This window comes from Micromonospora cynarisoli, from assembly GCF_030518815.1.
GTDB lineage: Bacteria > Actinomycetota > Actinomycetes > Mycobacteriales > Micromonosporaceae > Micromonospora > Micromonospora wenchangensis.
Genome location: NZ_CP130426.1, coordinates 361781 through 382309 on the forward strand (window position 1 = coordinate 361781; position 20529 = coordinate 382309).

General features: G+C 72.3%; 8 protein-coding genes. 4 read left to right on the plus strand and 4 right to left on the minus strand.

Annotation, left to right across the window (positions count from 1 at the left end; all coding sequences use genetic code 11):
• Window positions 1-19: 19 nt before the first annotated feature.
• Both Q2K16_RS01245 and Q2K16_RS01250 read left to right on the plus strand, forming a co-directional pair.
• The gene (locus Q2K16_RS01245; RefSeq protein WP_302743053.1) at window positions 20-841 is read left to right on the plus strand and encodes an alpha/beta fold hydrolase; all 822 of its coding nucleotides are present in this window, start codon (window positions 20-22) and stop codon (window positions 839-841) included.
• A 218-nt stretch (window positions 842-1059) separates the two neighbouring features.
• A complete protein-coding gene (locus tag Q2K16_RS01250) occupies window positions 1060-2271 on the plus strand; it encodes a chitosanase (protein WP_302743055.1) in 1212 nt (403 codons plus the stop codon).
• A 152-nt stretch (window positions 2272-2423) separates the two neighbouring features.
• Here the strand turns inward: Q2K16_RS01250 and Q2K16_RS01255 are convergent, their stop codons facing one another.
• A complete protein-coding gene (locus Q2K16_RS01255) occupies window positions 2424-3983 on the minus strand; it encodes a cellulase family glycosylhydrolase (RefSeq protein WP_489671844.1) in 1560 nt (519 codons plus the stop codon).
• Window positions 3984-4785: 802 nt separating this feature from the next.
• Here Q2K16_RS01255 and Q2K16_RS01260 point away from each other — a divergent pair.
• Both Q2K16_RS01260 and Q2K16_RS01265 read left to right on the plus strand, forming a co-directional pair.
• Window positions 4786-6222, plus strand: a complete 1437-nt coding sequence (locus Q2K16_RS01260; protein WP_302743059.1) for an extracellular solute-binding protein — start codon at window positions 4786-4788, stop codon at window positions 6220-6222.
• 149 nt (window positions 6223-6371) lie between these two features.
• Window positions 6372-8219, plus strand: a complete 1848-nt coding sequence (locus Q2K16_RS01265) for an ABC transporter permease (RefSeq protein WP_302743061.1) — start codon at window positions 6372-6374, stop codon at window positions 8217-8219.
• On the opposite strand, the gene Q2K16_RS01270 is transcribed toward Q2K16_RS01265, so the two are convergent.
• The 3 genes from Q2K16_RS01270 to Q2K16_RS01280 form a co-directional block, all read right to left on the minus strand.
• Entirely contained in the window at window positions 8127-9143 is a 1017-nt protein-coding gene (locus Q2K16_RS01270) for a GlcNAc-transferase family protein (protein WP_302743063.1), read from the minus strand. The genes Q2K16_RS01265 and Q2K16_RS01270 overlap by 93 nt on opposite strands.
• A complete protein-coding gene (locus Q2K16_RS01275) occupies window positions 9140-9475 on the minus strand; it encodes a YrhB domain-containing protein (protein ID WP_302743065.1) in 336 nt (111 codons plus the stop codon). Before Q2K16_RS01275 ends, Q2K16_RS01270 begins: the two co-directional genes overlap by 4 nt.
• Before the next feature lie 74 nt (window positions 9476-9549).
• On the minus strand, window positions 9550-20523 hold the full coding sequence (locus Q2K16_RS01280) for a DUF6531 domain-containing protein (protein WP_302743067.1): 10974 nt from the start codon (window positions 20521-20523) through the stop codon (window positions 9550-9552).
• Window positions 20524-20529: the final 6 nt, after the last annotated feature.

Below are 20529 nucleotides of genomic sequence, written 5' to 3' on the forward strand. Positions count from 1 at the left end.
GCGCGCCCGGCCCGTGCCGATGACGACACTGCGGACGGTCACCGTCGACGGCTCTCCCGTCCACGTCCTCGACAGCGGTGCCGGGCCGGCGGTGCTGATGCTGCACGGCTCCGGACCCGGCACCACCGGGTCCGGGGCCTGGGCGGCGACGGCACAGGCGCTCGGCCCGTCCTGGCGGGTGCTGGCCCCCGACCACGCCGGGTTCGGCCGTACCCCCGTCCCGGTGGGCTCCCGGGGCGGTCTGCGACTGTGGACCCGACAGGCCGCGGGCCTGATGGACGCGCTCGGCATCGGCGACTACGCCGTGGTGGGCCACTCCATGGGTGGGGCCGTGGCGCTGGCCCTGGCGGCCGAGCAGCCCCGGCGGGTCACCCGCGTCGTGGCGGTCTCGACGATGGGCGCCCCCGGGGCGCCGCTGTCGGCCGATCTCGACGCGCTCTGGGCCGCCCCGGCCGGCCCGGCCGCGGCGCGGGACATGCTGAGCCGGCTCGTCCTCGACCAGGCGCTCGTGACCGACGCGGCCGTCGCCGCCCGCGCGGACGCGATGCTGGCAGGGGCCGCCGCGTACGCGTCGTTGTTCCCGCCACCCCGGCAGCGGTGGGTCGACGACCTCACCCTCCCGGCGCGGACGCTGGCCGCGATCCGTGCGCCCGTGCTGCTCGTGCACGGCGTCGACGACCGGGTCACCCCGCTCGACCCGGCGACCCGCCCCCTGCTCGACCACCTCGCCGATGTCCGGCTGCACGTGTTCGGCCGGTGCGGGCACGTGCCGGCGATCGAGCATCCGCACGAGTTCCGGTACCTGCTGTCGGGTTTCCTCCGCCCGGAGCACCGATCCTGACCGTGAAGTGACCCGGTCCGGCCGCCGGGTACGGCCCGGCCGGTGCACCGGGCTCCGCCCTGACCTGCCATGATCGCCGGGTGCGCGGTTGACAGTTGATCGACGTAATGCTATCAGTAAACATACCTTACTGATTGCTGCGGTGCCCACCCGGGTGCACGTCGCCCCCCGGACACCGACCGGCCGGCGGCCCCCCGCCCTTCCCCCCGAGGAACGCCATGGTGCGCAGAAGAACACTCGCCTACGCCGTGGGCACCCTGCTGACCGGCATCGCGGCGGTCGGCTACGGCCTCCCGTCGGCAAGCGCCGCGACCGCCGGCCCGATCACCGGCCTGGCCGGCAAGTGCGTCGACGTGGCCGGCGCCAACCCGGCCAACGGCACCGCGGTGCAGCTCTACGACTGCAACGGCACCGCCGCCCAGACCTGGACGGTGGGCAACAGCGACAACTCGATCCGCGCGCTCGGCAAGTGCCTCGACGTCACCGCCGCGTCGACCACCAACGGCGCCAAGATCCAGCTGTACGACTGCAACGCCACCGGCGCCCAGAAGTGGACCACCGCAAGCGGCGGCGCCCTGGTCAACCCCGCCTCGGGCAGGTGCCTCGACGTGACCGACCGGAGCACCGCCAACGGTGCCCGACTCCAGATCTGGACCTGCGGCGGCACCACCAACCAGCAGTGGACCCTGCCCGGTGGCGGCACCCCCACCCCGACCGCCACCGCCCCCACCGGCACCAACCTCGACGACCCGGCGAAGAAGGACGTCGCCATGCAACTCGTGTCGGCCGCCGAGAACTCCTCGCTCGACTGGCGCGCCCAGTTCTCCTACATCGAGGACATCGGCGACGGTCGCGGCTACACCGCCGGCATCATCGGCTTCTGCTCCGGCACCGGCGACATGCTCGAACTGGTCCAGGCGTACACGAACACCAAGCCCGGCAACGTGCTGGCCGGCTACCTGCCCGCGCTGCGCGCCGTCAACGGCACCGCCTCGCACGCCGGTCTCGACCCCAACTACCCCCGTGACTGGCGCACCGCCGCCAACGACCAGGTGTTCCGGGCCGCGCAGGAGTCCGAACGGGACCGGGTCTACTTCACCCCGTCGGTGCGGGACGGGAAGAACGACGGGGTCCGGGCACTCGGCCAGTTCGCCTACTACGACGCGGCGGTCATGCACGGGTACGAGGGCATGCGCCAGATCCGCAGCCGCGCCCTCACCCGGGCGAAGCCCCCGGCGCAGGGCGGCAACGAGCGGACCTGGCTCAATGCGTTCCTCGACGAGCGGGTCGTCGAGATGAGGAAGGAGGAGGCCCACTCGGACACCTCCCGCGTCGACACCGCCCAGCGGGTGTTCCTCGACAACGGCAACTTCGACCTGAACACGCCACTGGTGTTCGCCGTCTACGGCGACCAGTTCCGCATCGGCTGACCCTCCCCGCCGGGGCGGCGTGGCTGCCCCGGCGGGACCGCGGCCCGCTCAGGGCGTCCAGGGCGTCGTGACGTGCCAGGTGCTGTCCGCGGCCCACAGGTCCGCGCGGGCCGGGTGGGCGTGACACCCGGCCCGCGTCGGTCACCGCCTGCTCAGCTCGCCGTGCAGGACACCGACGGTACGGCGTTGGTGCCGCCCGCCGAGCCCAGGAAACCGAAGGTCGTGCTGCCGCCGGCGGCGAGCGAACCGTTGTAGCTGACGTTGCGGGCGGTCACCGTCGCGCCGCTGGTGGACAGCGTCGCGCTCCACGCCTGCGACACCTGCTGCCCGTTGCCGAACGTCCAGGTCACCGTCCAGCCGCTGATCGCCGAGCTGCCGGCGGTGACCCGCACCTCGGCCTGGAAGCCGCCCTGCCACTGACCGGTCACGGTGTACGCCGCCGAGCAGGAGCGCGTGCCCGGCGGCGGGGTCGTCGGCGGGGCGGTGGTCGGGGGAGCGGTGGTCGGGGGCGGCGTGGTGGTCGGCGGCGTGGTCGGGGTGGTGCCGCCGACGGCGCCCATGATGGCGTCGATGATGCCCTGCTGGGTGACGGCACCGCTGCTGCGGTTGAACAGCCCGAACCCGTACGCCCCGTTGTAGCCGTTGTCCCAGTAGGCGGTGGCCGCCCCGTACTTCTTGGCGGTGGCCACCAGGGTGCGCGCGTAGTCCGCCCGGTACCGGTTGTTCGTCGAGTCGGCCGAGGTCTTGTCGACCGAACCGTACTCACCGACGAACACCGGGTATCCACGCGCGACGAAGGTGTCCCGCACCTTCTTCAGTTGCCCGTCCATGAAGTCCTGCTGTCCCCAGGTCGACTTCCGCGCCGGGTTGGTGGCGGCCGGCCCCCACTGCGTGATGGTGCCGTTCTCCTCACCGGCGAAGTCCCAGGGGTCGTAGTAGTGCACGGAGATCATGAGCCGCTGCTCGTTTGCCGGAACGGACGACGACCGGTACTGGTCGGTCGGCAGCACGAAGCCGTAGTTGCCGACGGTGTAGTCGATGTTGGTGTTCCAGCCGGGGATGAGCAGCCAACGCGAGGTGTTGTTGCCGCCGGTCCGGCGGACCGTGTCCACGAAGATCTGGTTGTAGGCGTTGATGTTCGAGTAGCACGGCTGGGTGGGATTGCCGTACTGCCCGTCGAACTCCTCGTTCATGGATTCGAGGACGAGGCGTTCGCCGTAACTCTGGAACCTGGTCGCGATCTGCTGCCAGACCTTCTGGTATTTGTCCCTGATCGTCGTCTGGTTCGACGAGTCGCAGATCAGCCACGAACCGTTGATGGTCTTGTAGCCGTCGCCGTGCATGTTGATCAGCACGTACAGACCGCGACCGTAGGCGTAGTCGACGATTTCCTGGATCCGGTTCAGCCAGGCGGGGCTGATCGTGTAGTTCGGGGCGGCCCCGATGTTTCCCAGATAGGAGACCGGAATACGGATCGTCTTGAATCCCGCCGCCCGCACCCGGTCGATGAATGCCTGCGTCACGACCGGGTTGCCCCATGCCGTCTCGCTGGGGATTCCGTTGGCGTTGGCCTCCAGGGAGTTGCCCAGGTTCCAGCCCGCCCCCATGTCGGCGACGAGTTGGGTGGCGTTCAGTGGGGTCATGCTGTCGGCCGACGCGGAACTCGTCATCACGGCCGTCGATCCGGCCAGCGCCAGTACGCCGGATAGCACGGCGAACTGAACCCTCCTCAGTGTGGATCTCACTAGCATCTCCCGTCTTCGGGTCAACCGTCACGCGACGGTTGTCGAAGCGTTTCGACAGTATTTCGACTGCCCGTTACGGCAATCGATGGGCCGCCAAAGAATAGATGCACATGCATCGATCGGCAACGGGAGGCTGTCGGCGGACGGGTGCGGTTACTGCGGGGCGGGCCGGGTGGTGCCGGGTCGAGGTGGCGGCCGGGTGGGGCGGCGACCCGCGCTGCGTCGCGCCGGCGTGGACGCCGGGTTCGTGGGCGGTGTGCGCGTGCGTCTCGTGCCGTCGGATCGGCGGGCGCGGGTCCGCCGTGTCGACGCCGCGCGGCCCGGCCGCGGCCGTCGTCCGTCGTGTCGGTGGGCCGCCGTGCCGCAGGGGGTGCTCGCGCCGGGTGCCGCCCCGTCGGTCCCGGCCGGCAGGTGTGCCGCATGCGGGTGTCCGACGTCGGGAGCACCGCAACCCATATTGATCATAGTAAATTTCCGAAAGTGCCGTCCGGTGGGAATGAAGGTCTGGTCGCGACTTTCCGAAATGTGTAGAGTGAGCGCAGCGCCGCCCCGATCGACATCCCGCCGTTCGGGGCACGAGTATCGCGGACAGGCCGGGGATGTCCCGCCGGCGGGACGACTCCCCGATGACCACGCGCCAAAAGCAGGCTGCGGTCATTCCACCAGGACGGGCGATCGTCCTCGATTGCGAACGGCACCGGTGTCCACAAGGGAGATTCACCCTTCCTGGCCTCCGGTGAGTTGCGGTGAGGCGAAACGGAGGAGACAGATGTCCACGGAGGACGGCTCGTTACGGACCCGACGCGGCTTCCTGGGAATGGGGGTGGGGCTGCTCGGAGCGGCCGGCCTCGCCGCCTGCGGAGGAAGCGGACCGTCGACGCCCAGGGTGCAGGCCGAGGTCCCGAAGGAACTCGTCGACGCCGCGGCGGCGTTGAAGGGCTCCTCGATGGGGATGCTGTCGCAGAAGCTGTACTCGGAGGCGGCGAACGCGGCCCTCGACAGCTCGATCAGAAAGTTCGCCGACACCACCGGCACGAAGATCGGAAACAGCCTGGTCCAGGCCGACGCCGGGGACGTCGTCGCCAAGATCCACGCCGAGGTCAAGGGTGGCGTCGCGCGTGACCTCGCGTTCATGACCGACTCGCGGTTCGTCGCCCAGTTCCAGGCGCTCGGCGACCTGGAGGACGTGACGGACGTCGTCCAGGCACTGACGGCGAAGTACGGCGAACCCACCGCCGAGTCCAAGAACTTCTGCGTCTTCGACGGCAGGTGGTTCGCCATCCCCTACCACTTCATCGGGATCGGGTCGTTCCTGCGCAAGGACTGGATGCAGGACAAGGGCATCACCCCCAAGGACGGCTACACCTGGGAGGAACTGCGGGACCTCTGCCTGGCGATCTCCGACCCCGGCAAACGGCGGTTCGGCTGGGGCATGACCGTGAACCGGTCCGGCGACGCCAACGGCATGATCGAGGCGCTGATCAACTCCTACGGCGGGGCGATCGCCTCCAACGACGGCAGGAAGGTCACCTTCGACTCTCCCGAGACCGTCCAGGCGGTGACCTTCCTCGGCGACATCTACACCAACCCGACGTACAAGCCGATGCTGCCGCCGGGGATCGCCGCCTGGACCGACTCCAGCAACAACGAGAACTGGCTCGCCGGCATCCTCGGCTACACCCGCAACCAGTTCAGCGTCTACGCCGACGCCAAGACCAAGAAGAACCCGGTCTACGAACGCACCCACGTCTTCCCGGACTGCACCGGCCCGGCCACCGACACCTCCCTGCTGCTGGGCCAGTCCCAGTGCTTCGTCATCTTCACGGGCGCCAAGAACGCCGAACTCGCCAAGCTCCTGACGCAGTACCTGGTCAGCGCGCCCGCCCTCGTCGGCGTGGCGAAGGAGGCCCCGGGGCTGGCCCTGCCGGCCTGGGACCGGGTCTGGGACGCCGACCCGTTCTTCACCAGCGGCGACCCGGCGTTCCCCATCATGCGCCGGATCACCCAACAGAAACTGCCGCTGTCGACGAAGAACGGCCTGGACTTCCCGCAGAAGGCCAGCGCCGGGCAGCAGGCCGCCGTCGGCGCCTACGTCCTGACCGACATGATGCAGCAGGTCATCCAGGGCACCCCACCCGCGCGGGCCGTACAGGCCGCCCACGCCAGGATGGTGCAGATCTTCACCCAGCAGGGTCTGCCGCAGTGACGTCGGTCCGCCCGGCGTCGGCCCCGGCGTCAGGAGGATCCCCACGGCGCAAGCCCGGCGCGCGACCCGCGACCCGACGACGGCTCGGACGCGACTGGCGGCTGGCGGCACTGTTCCTGGCTCCCACGGCCGTGCTCGTCGGTGCCCTCGTGCTCGTCCCGATCGGCTGGGCGGTCGTCACCAGCACCACCGAACGGCACGGCCAGCACAGCGTGTTCGTCGGTCTGGCCAACTACCTCGCCCTCACCGACGACGAGCAGTTCCACACCGGCGTGGTGAACTCGTTCGTCTTCACCGCGTACGCCGAGGTGTTCAAGGTGGTGCTGGGCCTGTCCGCGGCGCTGCTGCTGCACCACCGACGCCGGGGACGGGCCGTGCTGGCCGGCCTGCTCCTGCTGCCGTGGGTGGTGCCGACGGTCGTCACCGCGTTCAGTTGGCGCGCACTGCTCGACCCGATCTTCGGCAGCGTCAACATGCTGCTCACGAAGTCGGGGATCGGGCCGCTGCTGGTCGACGCGCACCTGGTCGACAGCTGGCCGGCGGGCTGGCTGTCCGAGGCGTCCCTGGCCATGCCGTCGGTGATCATGGTCAACGTGTGGAAGGGGGTGCCGTTCTTCACCGTCGCCTTCCTCGCCGGCCTGAAAGCCATCCCCACCGACCTGTACGAGGCGGCGACCGTCGACGGGGCGTCGCCGTGGCGGCGGTTCGTCCACGTGACGCTGCCCGGACTGCGCCACGTCATCACCGTGACCGTCACCCTGTCGTCGATCTGGACGTTCAACAACTTCGACCTCATCTGGTTGCTGACCCAGGGCGGCCCCGGCGACGCGACCGCACCGTACGTGCTGGTCGCGTACTCCAAGGCGATCCTGCAACTCCAGTACGGCGCGGGAGCGGCAGTCACGCTCGTCATGCTGCCGGTCATCGGCGTGCTGGTGTACGTGCTGGTCCGGCTGCTGCGGCGGGACGCCGACAGCGCACCCGCCCGACCCGCCGGGCCGGCCCGCCGGGCCCTGCCGTGGGCCGCCGCCGTGCTGGTCACCGGCGCGCTGGCCTGGGCGTCCCCCCACATCCTCGGGAAGGCGGCGCTGGTCCTCGGGGTGATCCTGCTGGTCGCGGCGGCGGTCGGCCGGGTCCTCTCGACGGTGCAGTCGTGGGGACGGCGCAGGACGTCCGCCCTGGTGTCGGGCCTGGCCTCCGGCATCGCCCTGGCCGCGCTGCTCGTCTTCGTCCTGGCCCCGCTGTACTGGATCGTCGTCACGGCCTTCAAGTCCGACGGCCAGATCGTCATGCACGAGCGCGACCTGTGGCCGACACCGTGGACCCTGCAACAGTTCACCGACCTGTTCACCACCAAACCGTTCGGCCGCTGGTACCTCAACACGGTGCTGGTGTCCACGGCGTCCACCGTGGTGGCGCTGGTCTGCGCCGCCCTGGCCGGCTACGCGCTGGCCCGGCTGCGGTTCCGCGGGGCACAGGGCTTCACCGTCACGGTCCTGGTCACCTACGTGATGCCTGGCGCGCTGCTGTTCATCCCGCTGTACCAACTGCTCATCGGGGCCCGGCTCACCGACTCGTTGTGGTCGCTGGTCGTGACGTATCCGACCTTCACGCTGCCGTTCGCCACCTGGCTGCTGGCCGGATACTTCGCGTCGATCCCCGTCGAGCTGGAGGAGGCCGCGCTGGTCGACGGCTGCACCCGGCTGCAGGCGTTCCGCCGGGTGGTGCTGCCCCTGGCCAAGCCCGGACTGCTGGCGGTCGCCCTGTTCACCCTGACCAACGCCTGGAACGAGTTCCTCTTCGCCTTCGTGTTCATCACCAAGGACGAGTACAAGACCCTCCCCGTGGGCATGCAGTCGATGATCACCGGAGACGTCGTGCCGCAGGGGCAACTCGCCGCCGCGTCACTGCTGGTCAGCATCCCCGTGGTGATCATGTACGCCTTCGGGCAGCGATTCCTCACCGAAGGACTCACCGCCGGAGCGGTCAAGGGCTGACCCCCACCACCGCCGGACACCCGGCACCCGACCGGCGAGCGTCTCCTCCGTCGCCGTACGACGCCCGAAGTCGATGCCCGCGTACTCCTGGTAGGCCGACATCGGGCGGACCGGGCCGGCACCGAAACCACCCACGATGACGTACCGCAGCAGCGTCGTCACCCGACGGCGGCCGGCCCGGTCCAGGTCGTACCAGTGCCCGTCGCCCGGTGTCCGGTGGTCCATCCAGTGTCGGACCTGGTCCTTGCGCCCGTAGTGGTGCCAGGCCAGCACCTCGACCGGGTGGAACAGGTCGTAGCCCCAGGTGAACGCGCGGGTGGCGAGGTTGATCTCCTCACCCTGGTAGTAGATGCGCTCGTCGTAGGGCACCTCACCGACGAACGACCCCGGGGCGAACAGGAACCCGGCGGCCACGAACCGGGCCCGGACCGGCCCACCCGCCCGCTGCCACCCCGCAATCCCGACGTGCCGGAACCGGGGCAGGCCGTCGTGGGTCCAACCGTGCAGGGCGATGAGCGTCGGCTCACCGCCGCCGGTGAACTCCCGAGCCGGATCGTAGCCCGGGGGATAGCAGCTCAGGATCGGTTTGGCCGCCCTGGTCCGCCCGGCCATCGCGATCAACCGGGTGTCCCAGCCCGCCGCGAACCGGGTGTGGCTGTCCACCTGGAGATACCAGTCCGAGTCGACGTACCGGCGCTGGACCTGCGCGCGGGCCCACCCCACCCCACGGCTGCGCCGGGCGTCGAACTCCAGCACCGTCACCCGGGGATCGCCGTGCAACGCCGACACGTCCTCGTCGCCGCGATGCTGCCAGTTGACCACGATCCGCAGCTCGTCCGGGCGGTCGGCCTTCGCGAGACAGTCCAGCACCGTCGGCACCAGCTCGGGGTCACGGTACGCCGCCACCGAGACGAAGATGCTCATGCGGCGGCGGCGAACGGGTCCGGCTCCACCGGCTCGACGACCAGGGGCAGATCGTGCTCCATGGCGTACCTGTTGAGCCAGCGCTCGACCGGCCCGCTCGACGGCGCGACCCACGGTTGCGCGTTGTTCTTCGGCACCACCAGCGGGCCGGTGGCGATGCTCGCCATGATGTCACCGGTCTCGACCGCCCGGACGGTGTCGAACGGGAACAGCCAGCACCACCCCCGTTCCGTGGCCGCCCCCGGCACCAGCGTCAGCGAATCCTTCGACCCGTCCCCCTCGATGCGCCGCAGCGCCGCGGTGGCGCGGGTGAGTGCCCTGTCGGCGTTCATTCCTCGGTCCTCTCCTCGTCCTCGGGTGGGGCCGCCCGCCCCGGTCACCCCGGTGACCGGGGCGGGCGGCCGGATCACATGGCGGGCACCGGGGTCTTCCCCGCCCCACCGGTACGCCGCTCGACCACCCGGCCGAGCGCGTCACGGCTGAACACGGTGACCTGACCGGCCGCGTCGGTGTGCTCGACGAGCCGCCCGACGGCGTCGTACGCGTACCGCTGGGTGCGGCCGTCGAAGTCGGTCTCCTCGGTGACCCGGCCGTTCGGGTCGTACGTGTACCGCCACGTCCGGCCCTGCGGGTCGGTGACGCCGGTCAGCCGCAACTCGGTGTCGTACGTGTACCCGGTGCGGTTGCCCGCGTCGTCGATCCGGGCCGTCACCAGGTCGAACGCGCCGTACTCGAAGCGCGTGCGACGGCCGGCGGCGTCGACGGACTCGACCAGGTTGCCCTCGCCGTCGTAGCTGAACTCCTCGACGCTGCCGTCCGGGTGCTCCCGCCAGGCCAGCTCACCTTCGAGCGTCCAGCCGACCTGGGTGATGCCGCGGTCGTCCTCGATGACGGCGACCCGGCCCAGGTTGTCGTACTCGAACCGGGTCCGGGTGTCGCCGTGGGTCATCGCGGTGATCAACCGTGCCGCGTCCCGGACGACGGCCGTCGGACCGGCCTGGGTGACCGTGCCCGGCCCGTCCTCGACCGGCCGGTCGAAGCGCACCACCTCGCCCGCGGCGTCGGTCTCGGCGAGCACCCGGCCGTCGTCGTCGAAGGCCCGCTGGCGGGTGCTGCCGTCGAAGTCGGTCCAGGACGAGGGACGGCCCCACTCGTCGTACGTGATCGTCGACCGGCTGCCGTCGGCCCGGGTGACGGTGGACAGCCGCCCGTCGGCGTCGTAGTCGTGGGAGGTGGTGTGACCCAGCGCGTCGGTCCGCGACCGCAGCCGGTGCGCGTCGTCCCACTCGCTGCGGGTCGTCGCACCGAGCGGGTCGGTCTCCGCGACGACCTGGTAGCGGTCGTTCAGTTCGTACCTGCGCACCGCGCCGAGCGAATCGGTGACGACGGTCAGGCCGTCGGAGTACGCGAACCGGTAGCGCAGGTGGCCGCCCTTGCCGTCGGTGCCGACGCAGCGCCCGGCCTCGTCGTAGCGGTAGGTGTACCACTCGCCGTTACGGTCGTCCCAGCGCACGATCCGACCGTCGGCGTAGCCGAACCGGGTGGCCTCGCCCGAACTGTTGACCACGTCGACCAGGTTGCGCTCCCGGTCGTAGCCGAACCGGTACGCGGCCAGCATGGTCCCGGACCGGTTCGGCAGCCACAGCACGGTCAGCAGGCCGGCGGAGGAGCTGAAACCGACCCGGGCGCCGGCCGTGGAACGCAGCTCGGTCGGGGTGCCCGCCTCGTCGCGCGCGACCGACCAGCGCAGCTCACCCTCGACCACGTCGCTGAGCAGCGACTCCGGACCGTCCCCGGCGGCGAAGACCAGGACGCGTCCCGTCGTCGGGTCGGTCAGCAGCCAGCCACCGCCGGCCAACCGGCGCAGCGGCAGGGCCCGGCCCACCTCCGGCAGCGCCTCCGCTCCCTCGGCGGGCAGCCGGTAGGTGAGCACGGACCCGTCCACGGCCAGGTAACGGACCAGGTCACCGTCGACGACGACCCGCTGGTCCAGCGTCGACGCCCAGGACCTGCCGAACGAGCGGCCCCACCGGTAGTCGGACCGGTGGGTCCGCTCCAGGGTCAGGCCGGGCAGCACCGCGTCGGTCTCGGTGAGGATCATCCGCCCGGTGGTCACGTCGATGGGGTCACCGGCGGTCGGCGTCTGCTCGGTGGTCTTGGCGACCGTGGCCGGCGGCACGTCGAGGAACGACGCCAGCGTCGTCTCCGCGACGACGCCCGGTTGGTCGGTGGTGTCGATGAGGACGACCGCGCCGTCCGGACCGATGGCCGGGACGGTGCCGAGGCCACCGGCCTGGCGGTCGATGAAGACGACCGGACCCGAGGGGAACCGCGTCACGTTCAGCACCTGGACGGGAGTGCCGGCCGGTCCGGTGCGGACGGCCACGATGCCCTGGCTGCGGGCCCCCTGCGGCAGGGCACCGAGCGCGTCCATCAGCCCCTGCGCGGTACCGACCTCCGTGACGGCACCACCCGGGTACGACCTGCGCAGATCGTCCAGGGTCTGCGGAACTGACGTCGGCGGCGTGTCGAGGACCCGTCCGGACCGCTGGTACTCGTCGACCATCAGCGCCGACTCGATGCCGGTCCGACCGTTCCCGACCCCGGCGACCCAGCCGAGGTACCGGCTGTCGAAGTCCGCCAGATCGGAGTCGGTGGCCGTGCCGTGCACGTTGCGCGCGATGACCGGGAGGTGGGAGCCGTCGGTCAACGGCACGTCGCGCAGCAGGGTCTGCGGGTTGACGGACGCACGGGGAAGGAAGTCCGAGTCGTCGAGCGTCGTCCCGAGCGCCGGCAGCGGGTGGTCCGGGTCGAGACCGACGATCTGGTCGTGGGTCTGCTCGTAGAGGTTGACCACCGGTTGCAGGTCGGCCTGGCCGGCGGGGCCGAGAGCCGCGACGAAGCTGTCCCACAACGCGGCGGCGGTGGCGTGCTCGGGATGGGACTCGTGCCGGCCAAGGAAGTCCCGGACGGCGTCGGCGCGGTCGTCGGCCAGCGCGGAGAGATCGTCGAGGATGCGCTGGCGTCCGTCGACCCCGAGGCCGGGGTCGAGCACCCGTGGAGCGGGCCCCGTCGGGTCCGTCGCGGCGACGTCGACGAAAGCCATCTGGATGTACGGGTCGTAGGAACCGTAGGGATTCGAGGACATGCCGGAGTAACTGCTGTACTGCACCGGACCGTAGGAGGTGGTGGCCGCGCCGTACGCACCGGTGTATCCGGAACTCGGGTACGAGGAGCCCGGGTAGGAGGGACCCGGGTACCCGCCGCTGCCGGGACCGTTGTTCCCACCGTACGACGGCTGGCTGCTCGTCGGCGCGGGCGCCTCGGACAGATAGCGTTGGATCCGGGCCACGAGCTGGTCCGCGGCCTCGGTGCGCTCCCGGGTGTTGTGGTGGTACGTCTTCGCATTACGCCGGGCGGTGTCGTTGTGCCCGAACGTGGCCTGGGCGGCCTCCCGTAGCTCCTTGGCGAAGGACTCGTTGCGCCGGGCGCGGGAAGCCGCGCGCTCCGCCCGTCGGAGCTGGTCCGCCAGGGTGGCGTACACCCGGCTCGACGACCGGTCCCGCCGCAGCTCGTGCTCGATGTCGCGGAGGGTCTCCTCGATCCGCCCGTCCTGGTCGCGGATGCCCTGGATGATCCGGTGCGCCTGCGTCGAGGTGAGCGGGGGCGGCGTGGTGTTGTTCCGCACCATGGCGATGAGTTCGTCGGACTGCCGGTCGACGCCGGCGATGCTGGCGCTGCGGGTCGTCAGGTAGCGGAACTCGGCGCCCACCATCTGTGGCGGGTCGACGGTGTCGTGCGTGGTGTGGATGCCGAAGTCGTTCTCCAGACTGAAGAACGGCACGTCCCGGCCGTCGGTGTAGCGGTATCCGTAGAGGGCGTTGTCCGCCGCGTTTCTGATGGTCGGGTTGGCGAAGTAGTCGACCTGGTTCGTCTCATAGTCGAAGAGCTGCCGGGTCTGTGCGAACACCTGGTTCGTGTCGTAGCGGGCGAGGTGCCCGTGCATCAACTGCTTGATGTGGTCGGCGCGATCCACCAGGTAGTCCCGGATCGGCTTCGGCAGGGCGGCGCGCATGTCCCGGAACTCCTTGCGCGGCGCCAGCAGGAGGAAGTGCTTGTTCAACAACCGGGTGCCGCTGGCCGCCTCCTGCACCACGGCCACGACCGGCGTCGCGATGGCCGGGAAGGTCATGGCGATGTGCCCGTTCAGGCGGCTCTCGTGCCAGGGCAGTGCCCGGCTCCCGGTTTGGTCGCGGAAGTCGGCGGCCACCCGGCGGCCGAGGTCGATGGCGCTCTGCGCGAGTTGTCGCGGGGTCTGGTTCGCGGTGCGGGAGTAGTTGTCGGCGGCGTACCCGAGGAAGCGCGGCAACGTGTGGTTGTACAGGCCCACCGTCCACTGGGTGTACGGCGAGGCGAACTGCCCGCCCTGGACGCCGACCCCGATGCCCGTCGAGATGCCGCCGACGTGGCGGAACTGGATTCCCGGCACGTCCCGCAGCACGTCCCGCAGGGCGACGATCTCACCCCGTGGTACGCGGAGGATGGCGTCGAGCGCCTCGTCGCGCGCATCGCGTACCGAGCTGGTGCGCGGCGCCTCCTCCCACGACTCCACCCGGCTCGGCCCGGTGACCACCTCGATGATCATGACCGTGCCGGTACGGTCGCCGATGGTGCGGTTCTGACTGTCCACCTTGAAGACCAGGCCCGGCGCGCGGGCGATCGTGTCCCCCAGTTCGAGGCGGAAACCCTCGACCCGCGCGCCGATCTGGACGGCGATCTCCGTCTCGGTGGCGATCCGCCAGTGGGTGTCGGCGGTGGCGATGTCGGCGGCGGACGGGACCGGACCACCGGGCATGTGGGACTGGTCGTGGACGACCTCGGTGACCCGCCCGTCGGAGTCCGCGGTGTAGGTCACCCAGACGTCGTCGGAGAAGGCGTGCCCCCGACCGGTGGTGAAGACTGTCGACTGGGCGGCCGTGACCGGCACGTCCGGCAGCCGCCTCGCCAGGTCGACCGCGAACAGCGGACCCGCGTCACAGGCGACGACGGTGATCGGCCGGTTGTTCCAGCCGGGGTCGTTCTCGATCAGCCCGCCGATGACGTCCGGATCGTAGGCGTGCCCACCGGCCACGATCTCACCGTCGACGCCCTCCACCGCCACCTTGTAGTCGGGCCCGACCGGCAGCGAGTCGGCGTGGGACTGGTGGGCGACGTCGGTCTCGTGCAGCATGCGCAGACCGGCCGGGGTGAAGACCGGCCGGATCGGCCCGAACTGCGTCCCGTCGGAGTCCTCGACCACCCGACCCCGACGCCGGGTGGCCGTGTCCCGACCGCCCTCGCCCACCGCCCGGCTGCCCCGCTCGGGCAACGGCGGCAACTGCTGCCGGACCCCGTCCACCGTGGCGCTCTGCGCCAGCGGCGTCGACCCGACCTCGGAGAACCACGCGTCGGCGGGCTGTACCGTGCCGTCGGCCGTGACGCCCGTCGTCGGCGACGACGGACGCGGCTGGTACGTGACGGTCTGGTTGCCGTCGGGGTCGGTGGTCACCACCTGCATCAGCGGTGGCGTGCCGTACAGGGCCTCCGGCGACGGCGGCACGGCCCGGGGCGGCACCTGGCTGGGCTCCCCGTCCGGGGTCACGGCGGGCGTGGCCAGCGGGTCCAACGCCGGCTGGGACACCTTGCAACTCGCCAGGCCGAGCGGGTCCGCGAAGGTCAGCGGGTCCGGCACGTACGCCACCGGGTTCGGCCCGCCGGACAGGCCGAGCGGGTCGGGGCTCAGGTAGCGCGCCGTCGCCGGATCGTAGAACCGGAACCGGTTGTAGTGCAGGCCGGTCTCGGCGTCGAAGTACTGCCCGGGGAACCGCAGCGGGGTGGCCGACGGGCCGTGGCCACGGCCCCACAGGTCGCTGCGCGCCCACCAGTGCAGCGCGCCGTCCGGCCCCACCAGGTGCGTCGGCGTGCCGATCAGGTCGGTGACGACGGTACGCAGCTCGTCGTCGTCGGTCTGGGTCACCGGGACCGACCCGTCCGGCCGGTACTCCCACGAGGTGACGGCGGTGCCGCCTGTCGCGTCCCGGTGGTGCTGCTCCACCAGCAGGTCACCGGACCACGCGAACCGCACCTCCTCCACCACACCGCCGTCGGCGGCGAGACGCTGCTTGGCGATCCGGCGACCGAAGCCGTCGTAGCGGTACCGCCAGTGGTCCCCGCCCGGCGTGACCACCCGCACCAGCCGGTCCTCGGCGTCCCAGGTGAAACGCCACGCCCCGGCCGCGTCGACCCGGCCGACCAGCCGGCCCTTCCCGTCGTGGGTGAACGTGGCGTCGTCCGACCGGACGAGCATGGTGCCGGCGAACTCCCAGCGGTCCCCGCCCGCCGCGACCAGGGTGCCGGCCGGGTCGTAGTCGTACCGCTCGCGCTCCGCCCCGTCGGCGACCACCCGCCCGATCCGACCCGTCCCGTCGGCCGCGAAGGACCGGTGCCCGTCGAGCGTGTCGGCGATCGCGGTCACCCGGCCCGTGGCGTCGTAGCTGAAGTCACGCTCGGAGGTGCCGGCGACGTGCTGGGCGGCCAACCGACCGGCGGCGTCGAAGGTCTGCCGCAGCGCCGCCACGTCGTCGACGGTCCGGCTGATCTCCCGCCCGAGGTCGTCGTGCCCGAAGCGCACCAGGTGACCGCCGGTGTCCAGGCTCTCCGGCCGGCCGTCGGCGTCGTACGACCACCGACCCGACCGTCCCGACGGCGTGGTCCGCGTCCGCACCAGCCCCCCGTCGTACGCGGTGCGCACGGTCTGCTCGTTGATCGTCTCGGCGACGATCCGGCCCTGCCCGTCGCGCTCGAAGCGGACCACCGCGTCCGGGTTGGTCACCGCCGCGAGCCGGCCCCGCGCGTCGTACTCCAGCCGTGTCACGACGTCGCCGACGCGCCGTTCGACCACCCGGCCCAGCAGGTCGTACCGGTAGTGGGTGGTGTCGCCGGCCGGGTCGGTGTGGGCGGTCACCTGCCCGGCGGCGTCGCGGGTGTACCGCTGGACGCGACCGTCGAAGTCGGTCTCCCCGGTCAGCCGGCCGGCCTCGTCATAGGTGTACCGCCAGACCCGCCCGGCCGGGTTCGTGACCGAGACCAGCCGTAGTTCGCTGTCGTACCCGTACTCGGTGCGGTTGCCGACCTCGTCGATCCGCGCGGTCGGCAGGTCGAACGGCCCGTATTCGAACCGCACCGCCCGACCTGCTGCGTCGATGCTCTCCACCAGGTTCCCTTCGCCGTCGTAGTGCCATTCCTGCCGGGCTCCGTCCGGACCGACGCGCGACGCCAGGTCCCCCTCAGGTGTCCAGCCGAGCGTGGTGCTGCCCCCGCCGGTGGCGATGACGACCACCCGGCCGAGGTCGTCGTATCCGTGACGGGTGACGCCGTTGCCGCCGGTCGTCGACGGGACCTGCCCGTCGTGGGCGGTGGAGCGGCTGCCGTCGGGCCGGACGACCACGGTCGGCCGCCCGTCGACGCCGTACTCGTAGCGCGTCGTACGGCCCAGCGGGTCGGTCCGCGACCGCAGCCGGAGCGCCTCGTCCCACTCGTGCCGGGTCGTCGCGCCCCGACCGTCGGTCACCGCCACCACCCGGAGGCGGTCGTCGAGCTCGTAGCGGCGTTCGGTGCCGAGCGAGTCGGTGACCACGGTCAGGCCGTCGGAGTACGCGAACCGGTAACGCAGGTAACCGCCCCGGCCGTCGGTGTCGACGCAGCGTCCCGCCTCGTCGTAGGCGTAGGTGTACCACTCGCCGTTGCGGTCCTCCCAGCGCACGATCCGCCCGTCGGCGTACCCGAAGCGCTCGGGGTCGCCCGAGGAGTTGACCACCCGGATCAGCTGGCGGTCCCGGTCGTAGTCGAACCGGGACGCCGACGCGAGCGTCTCGTCGGGGGCCGGCAGGTGCAGGGCCGTCACCAGCCCGTCGACGGAGCTGACCCCGACTGTCGCACCGGCCGAGGACCGCAGGTGGGTGACGGTGCCGTCGTCGTCGCGGGTGAACGACCAGCGCACGCGGCCGTCGGTCACGTCGCTGAGCAGCGACTCGCCCCGACCGGCCGGGGCGAACACGTGGACCTGGCCGCAGGTCGGGTCGGTGAGCAGCCAACCGCCGCCCACCAGCCGGCGCAGCGGCAGCGCACGCCCGATCGTCGGCAGCGCCGTCGACCCCTCCGCGACCAGCGGATAGGTCAGGATCGACCCGTCCGCGGCCAGGTACCGCACCCGCTCACCGTCGACGACGACACGTTGGTCCAGCGTCGAGGCCCAGGAGGGGCCGAAGGAGCGGCCCCAGCGGTAGTCGGAGCGGTGCGTCCGCAGCAGCGGCAGGCCGGGCAGCGCGGCGTCGGTCCCGGTCAGGATCATCCGACCGGTGCTCACGTCGACCGGGTCGGCTTCGCACCACGTCTCGGCGGTGCTCTTCACCACCGAGGCCGGCGACAGGCCGTCGAACGCTCCACCCGGGCGGGTGAACGGCTTCGAGGGGACCGGCACCTGGGGCTGGGGGCCCCGGAAGGTGCTGCCCTTCTCGGCGATGGGGACCGTGCGGCGGGAGCCACCCGCCGGCGCGACCGACCCGGGGCGGTCCTTCCCCCCGTGCCCACGGTCCACCACGGGCTCCACCGGCGGCGTCGTGGCGGACACCGGGGTGACCGTGGCCTTCGTGCCGGGATCGCGTCGAGCGGGGTCGTCGCGGGGCTGGTAGGGCGGCGGGGAGGGCGTCAGGTCGGCGTACGGCGGTGGGGGGTCCGCGTCGGACGTCTCCGGTTGCGGTGACGGCTCGACCGGGTCCGGGTAGGACGGTGGGGTCACCGGCGGCGGTACGGGTCGACCGCCCACGCCCGGCGTCGAGGTGGTCTTCGGGTCCGTCGTCCTCCCCGGTGCGGCGGCAGCGACGGTCGGGCCGGCGACCCGGTCGTGCGGGGGCCGCGTGGTGTCGCCGTCCCTGCGGGTGACCTGGTCCTGCCCGTTCGGGCTGGTAGGGGTCGACCCGGGCCGGGAGGTCTCGGCCGGCGTGTCGCGCGCAGCCGTGGAACTGCCCGCGGCGACGCCGGGCGGGGTGACGCCGGGCGGTGACCCGGCGGCGTGCTCACCGCCCTGCTGGGGCCCGGCCGGGTGGTCACCGGCGGGTGGGGCGGTGGCGGGGGAGAGCGCGACGGGCGGGGCGAGGGGCGGTGCCGACGTGGCCGGTGGTGGGGCCGGGCTGATCGGGGCGGGCGGGGTCGGGGCGGCAGTGGTCCCCGGTGTCGCGTCGGCCTCCGGGCCTGGTGGGACGGGCGTGCCGGTGACCGGGCCGGCCGTGGCCGTGGACACGGGCGCGGCGGGGGCCACCGGAGGGGTGGCCGGCGGTGTGGCGGACCCCGTCGTGCCGGGGCCGGCCGGGTCCGCCTGGCTGGCGGGGGCTGGGACGGACGGCACGGCCACGGCCGGCGGGGCGCCCGGCGGCGTGGGGGCGGCGGTGGCCGGTGCCGCTGGCGTCGTCCCCGCAGGTGGCCCGGTCAGGTCGACGGCCGGCGGTGTGGTCGGCGGCGGTGGGGAGGCCGGAGGCGCGGTGGTGGGCGACGCCGGGTGCGTTGCCGGGACCGTGGTGGTGGGCGGTGCCGTCGGGGGAGTCGCCGCCGGGGCGGCGGGCGTCGTGGACCCGGTCGCCGCCGGGGGTACCGGCCCGGTCGGCGTCGCCTGCCCGGGCGCGCCCGCCGGAGGCTGGCCGGGTGGGGCGGCGACAGCTGCGGGAGGCGGTGCCGGATTCCCGCCGGTCACGACCGGCGGAGCCCCGGCGGACGGGCCGCCGCCAGCGGTCGCCCCGACCTGCGCGACCGCGTCGACCGGCGAACCGACGACGGAACGGTCCACCGGCGGGGCCTCGAAGCCGGGCAGGCCGGCACCCGGGTTCCCCCCTGCCGGGCCCGGACGTGCCAGGTCGGTCTGTCCGGCCGGCGGCCGGGCGGGGGAACCACCGGTTGCCTGATCGCCGGACTGCCCCGGCCCCGGACGGCTGCCGTCCACGACGAAGGCCGGCGGCGTGGGTCGGGGCACCGGCCCGGCGGGCGGCTGCGGACCGGGCGGCTGCGGACCGGGCGGGGCGATCGGTGCGGAACCCGGGGCCGGCGGCCCTGTCGAGCCGGGCGGGGCGATCGGCGCGGGACCCGGGGACGGCGGCCTCGGGCCGGGCGGGGCCACCGGGGCCGGACCCCGGGACGGCGGTCCGGTCGAGCCGGGCGCGGGGACCACGGACCCGGGGATCTCGGACCCGGGCCTCGGAACCGGGTTGCCCCCGGCGGTGGGCGGGTCGGCCGTGGGGCTGACCGGGCCGCGCGTGGGAGGGGGCGGGCCGGTCGTCGGATCGCCGGATCGGGGCCGGACGCCGGCCCGCCCGTTGGAGCCGACGGCACCGGGGCCGGTGGAGCCGGGACCCGTGACCGCCAGGTCCCTCGCGGGACCGGGGCCGGCGACGCCCGGCGGGGTGGGAGTTCCCCCGCCGCCACCGAAGGCCCCGCCGAGGTCGTGGGCGTACCGGCTGGCGTACGTGCCCACACCGGACGAGATCGCCGTGGCCAGCGCGTTGAACTGCCCGGCCGCCCCGATCATGGCCAGGTAGGCGAACTCACCGAGCGTCTCACCTATCGCGCCGAGCCCGGCCTGCCCGTGCGTGTTGGCGGCCACCCGGGGGAAGTAGCGACCGCCGACCAGGAAGACCCCGCTGGCGACCGCACCCACGGCGACACCGGCACCGACCGAGTCCAGCACGTCCGACCCGCTGAACCCGTCGCTCTTGTTGTCCTTGGCGATCAGGTAGGTCTGGGCGATGACGTTCTCCGTGCCCTCCTCGATGCCCTCGTCGACCGCCCCGATGACGAGCCGGGCCGACAGTTGCTGCAGTCGGCTCTGCAACCGGTCGAGCAACGCCTCGGTGAGCTTCCGCCCGATGTTGATGTACGCCGGGACGAGCGTGGCGCCGAAACCGGACGCCAACGCCATGGCGATGTCCAGGACGATCATGAACGCCGCCACGACGATCTGGGTCTGGCCGTAGTCGATCTGCTCGTTGGCCTGGTTGGCGACGTCGCCGGCGATCAGGGCCCGGCGGATGCCCTCCGGGAGCGGTCGGGTGATGATCTGCTGGAACTGGGCGAACGCGTCGGCGGCGGGACCGTCGAGGTTGCCCTGCAACCCGACGCCGAGCGCCCGGGTGGCGGCGATCCCGTCGCGCAGGTTCGCGCTGAACTGGTGCAGGTCGGCGCTGAGCGCCTTGAGCTGCGACGGATCACCCTTGGGGAACTGCTCGCCGACGGTGTAGAGGATCGCGTCGTACGCCCACTGCCAGTTGGGGTCGTCGGGGATGTGGAAGTCGCCCATCGGTAC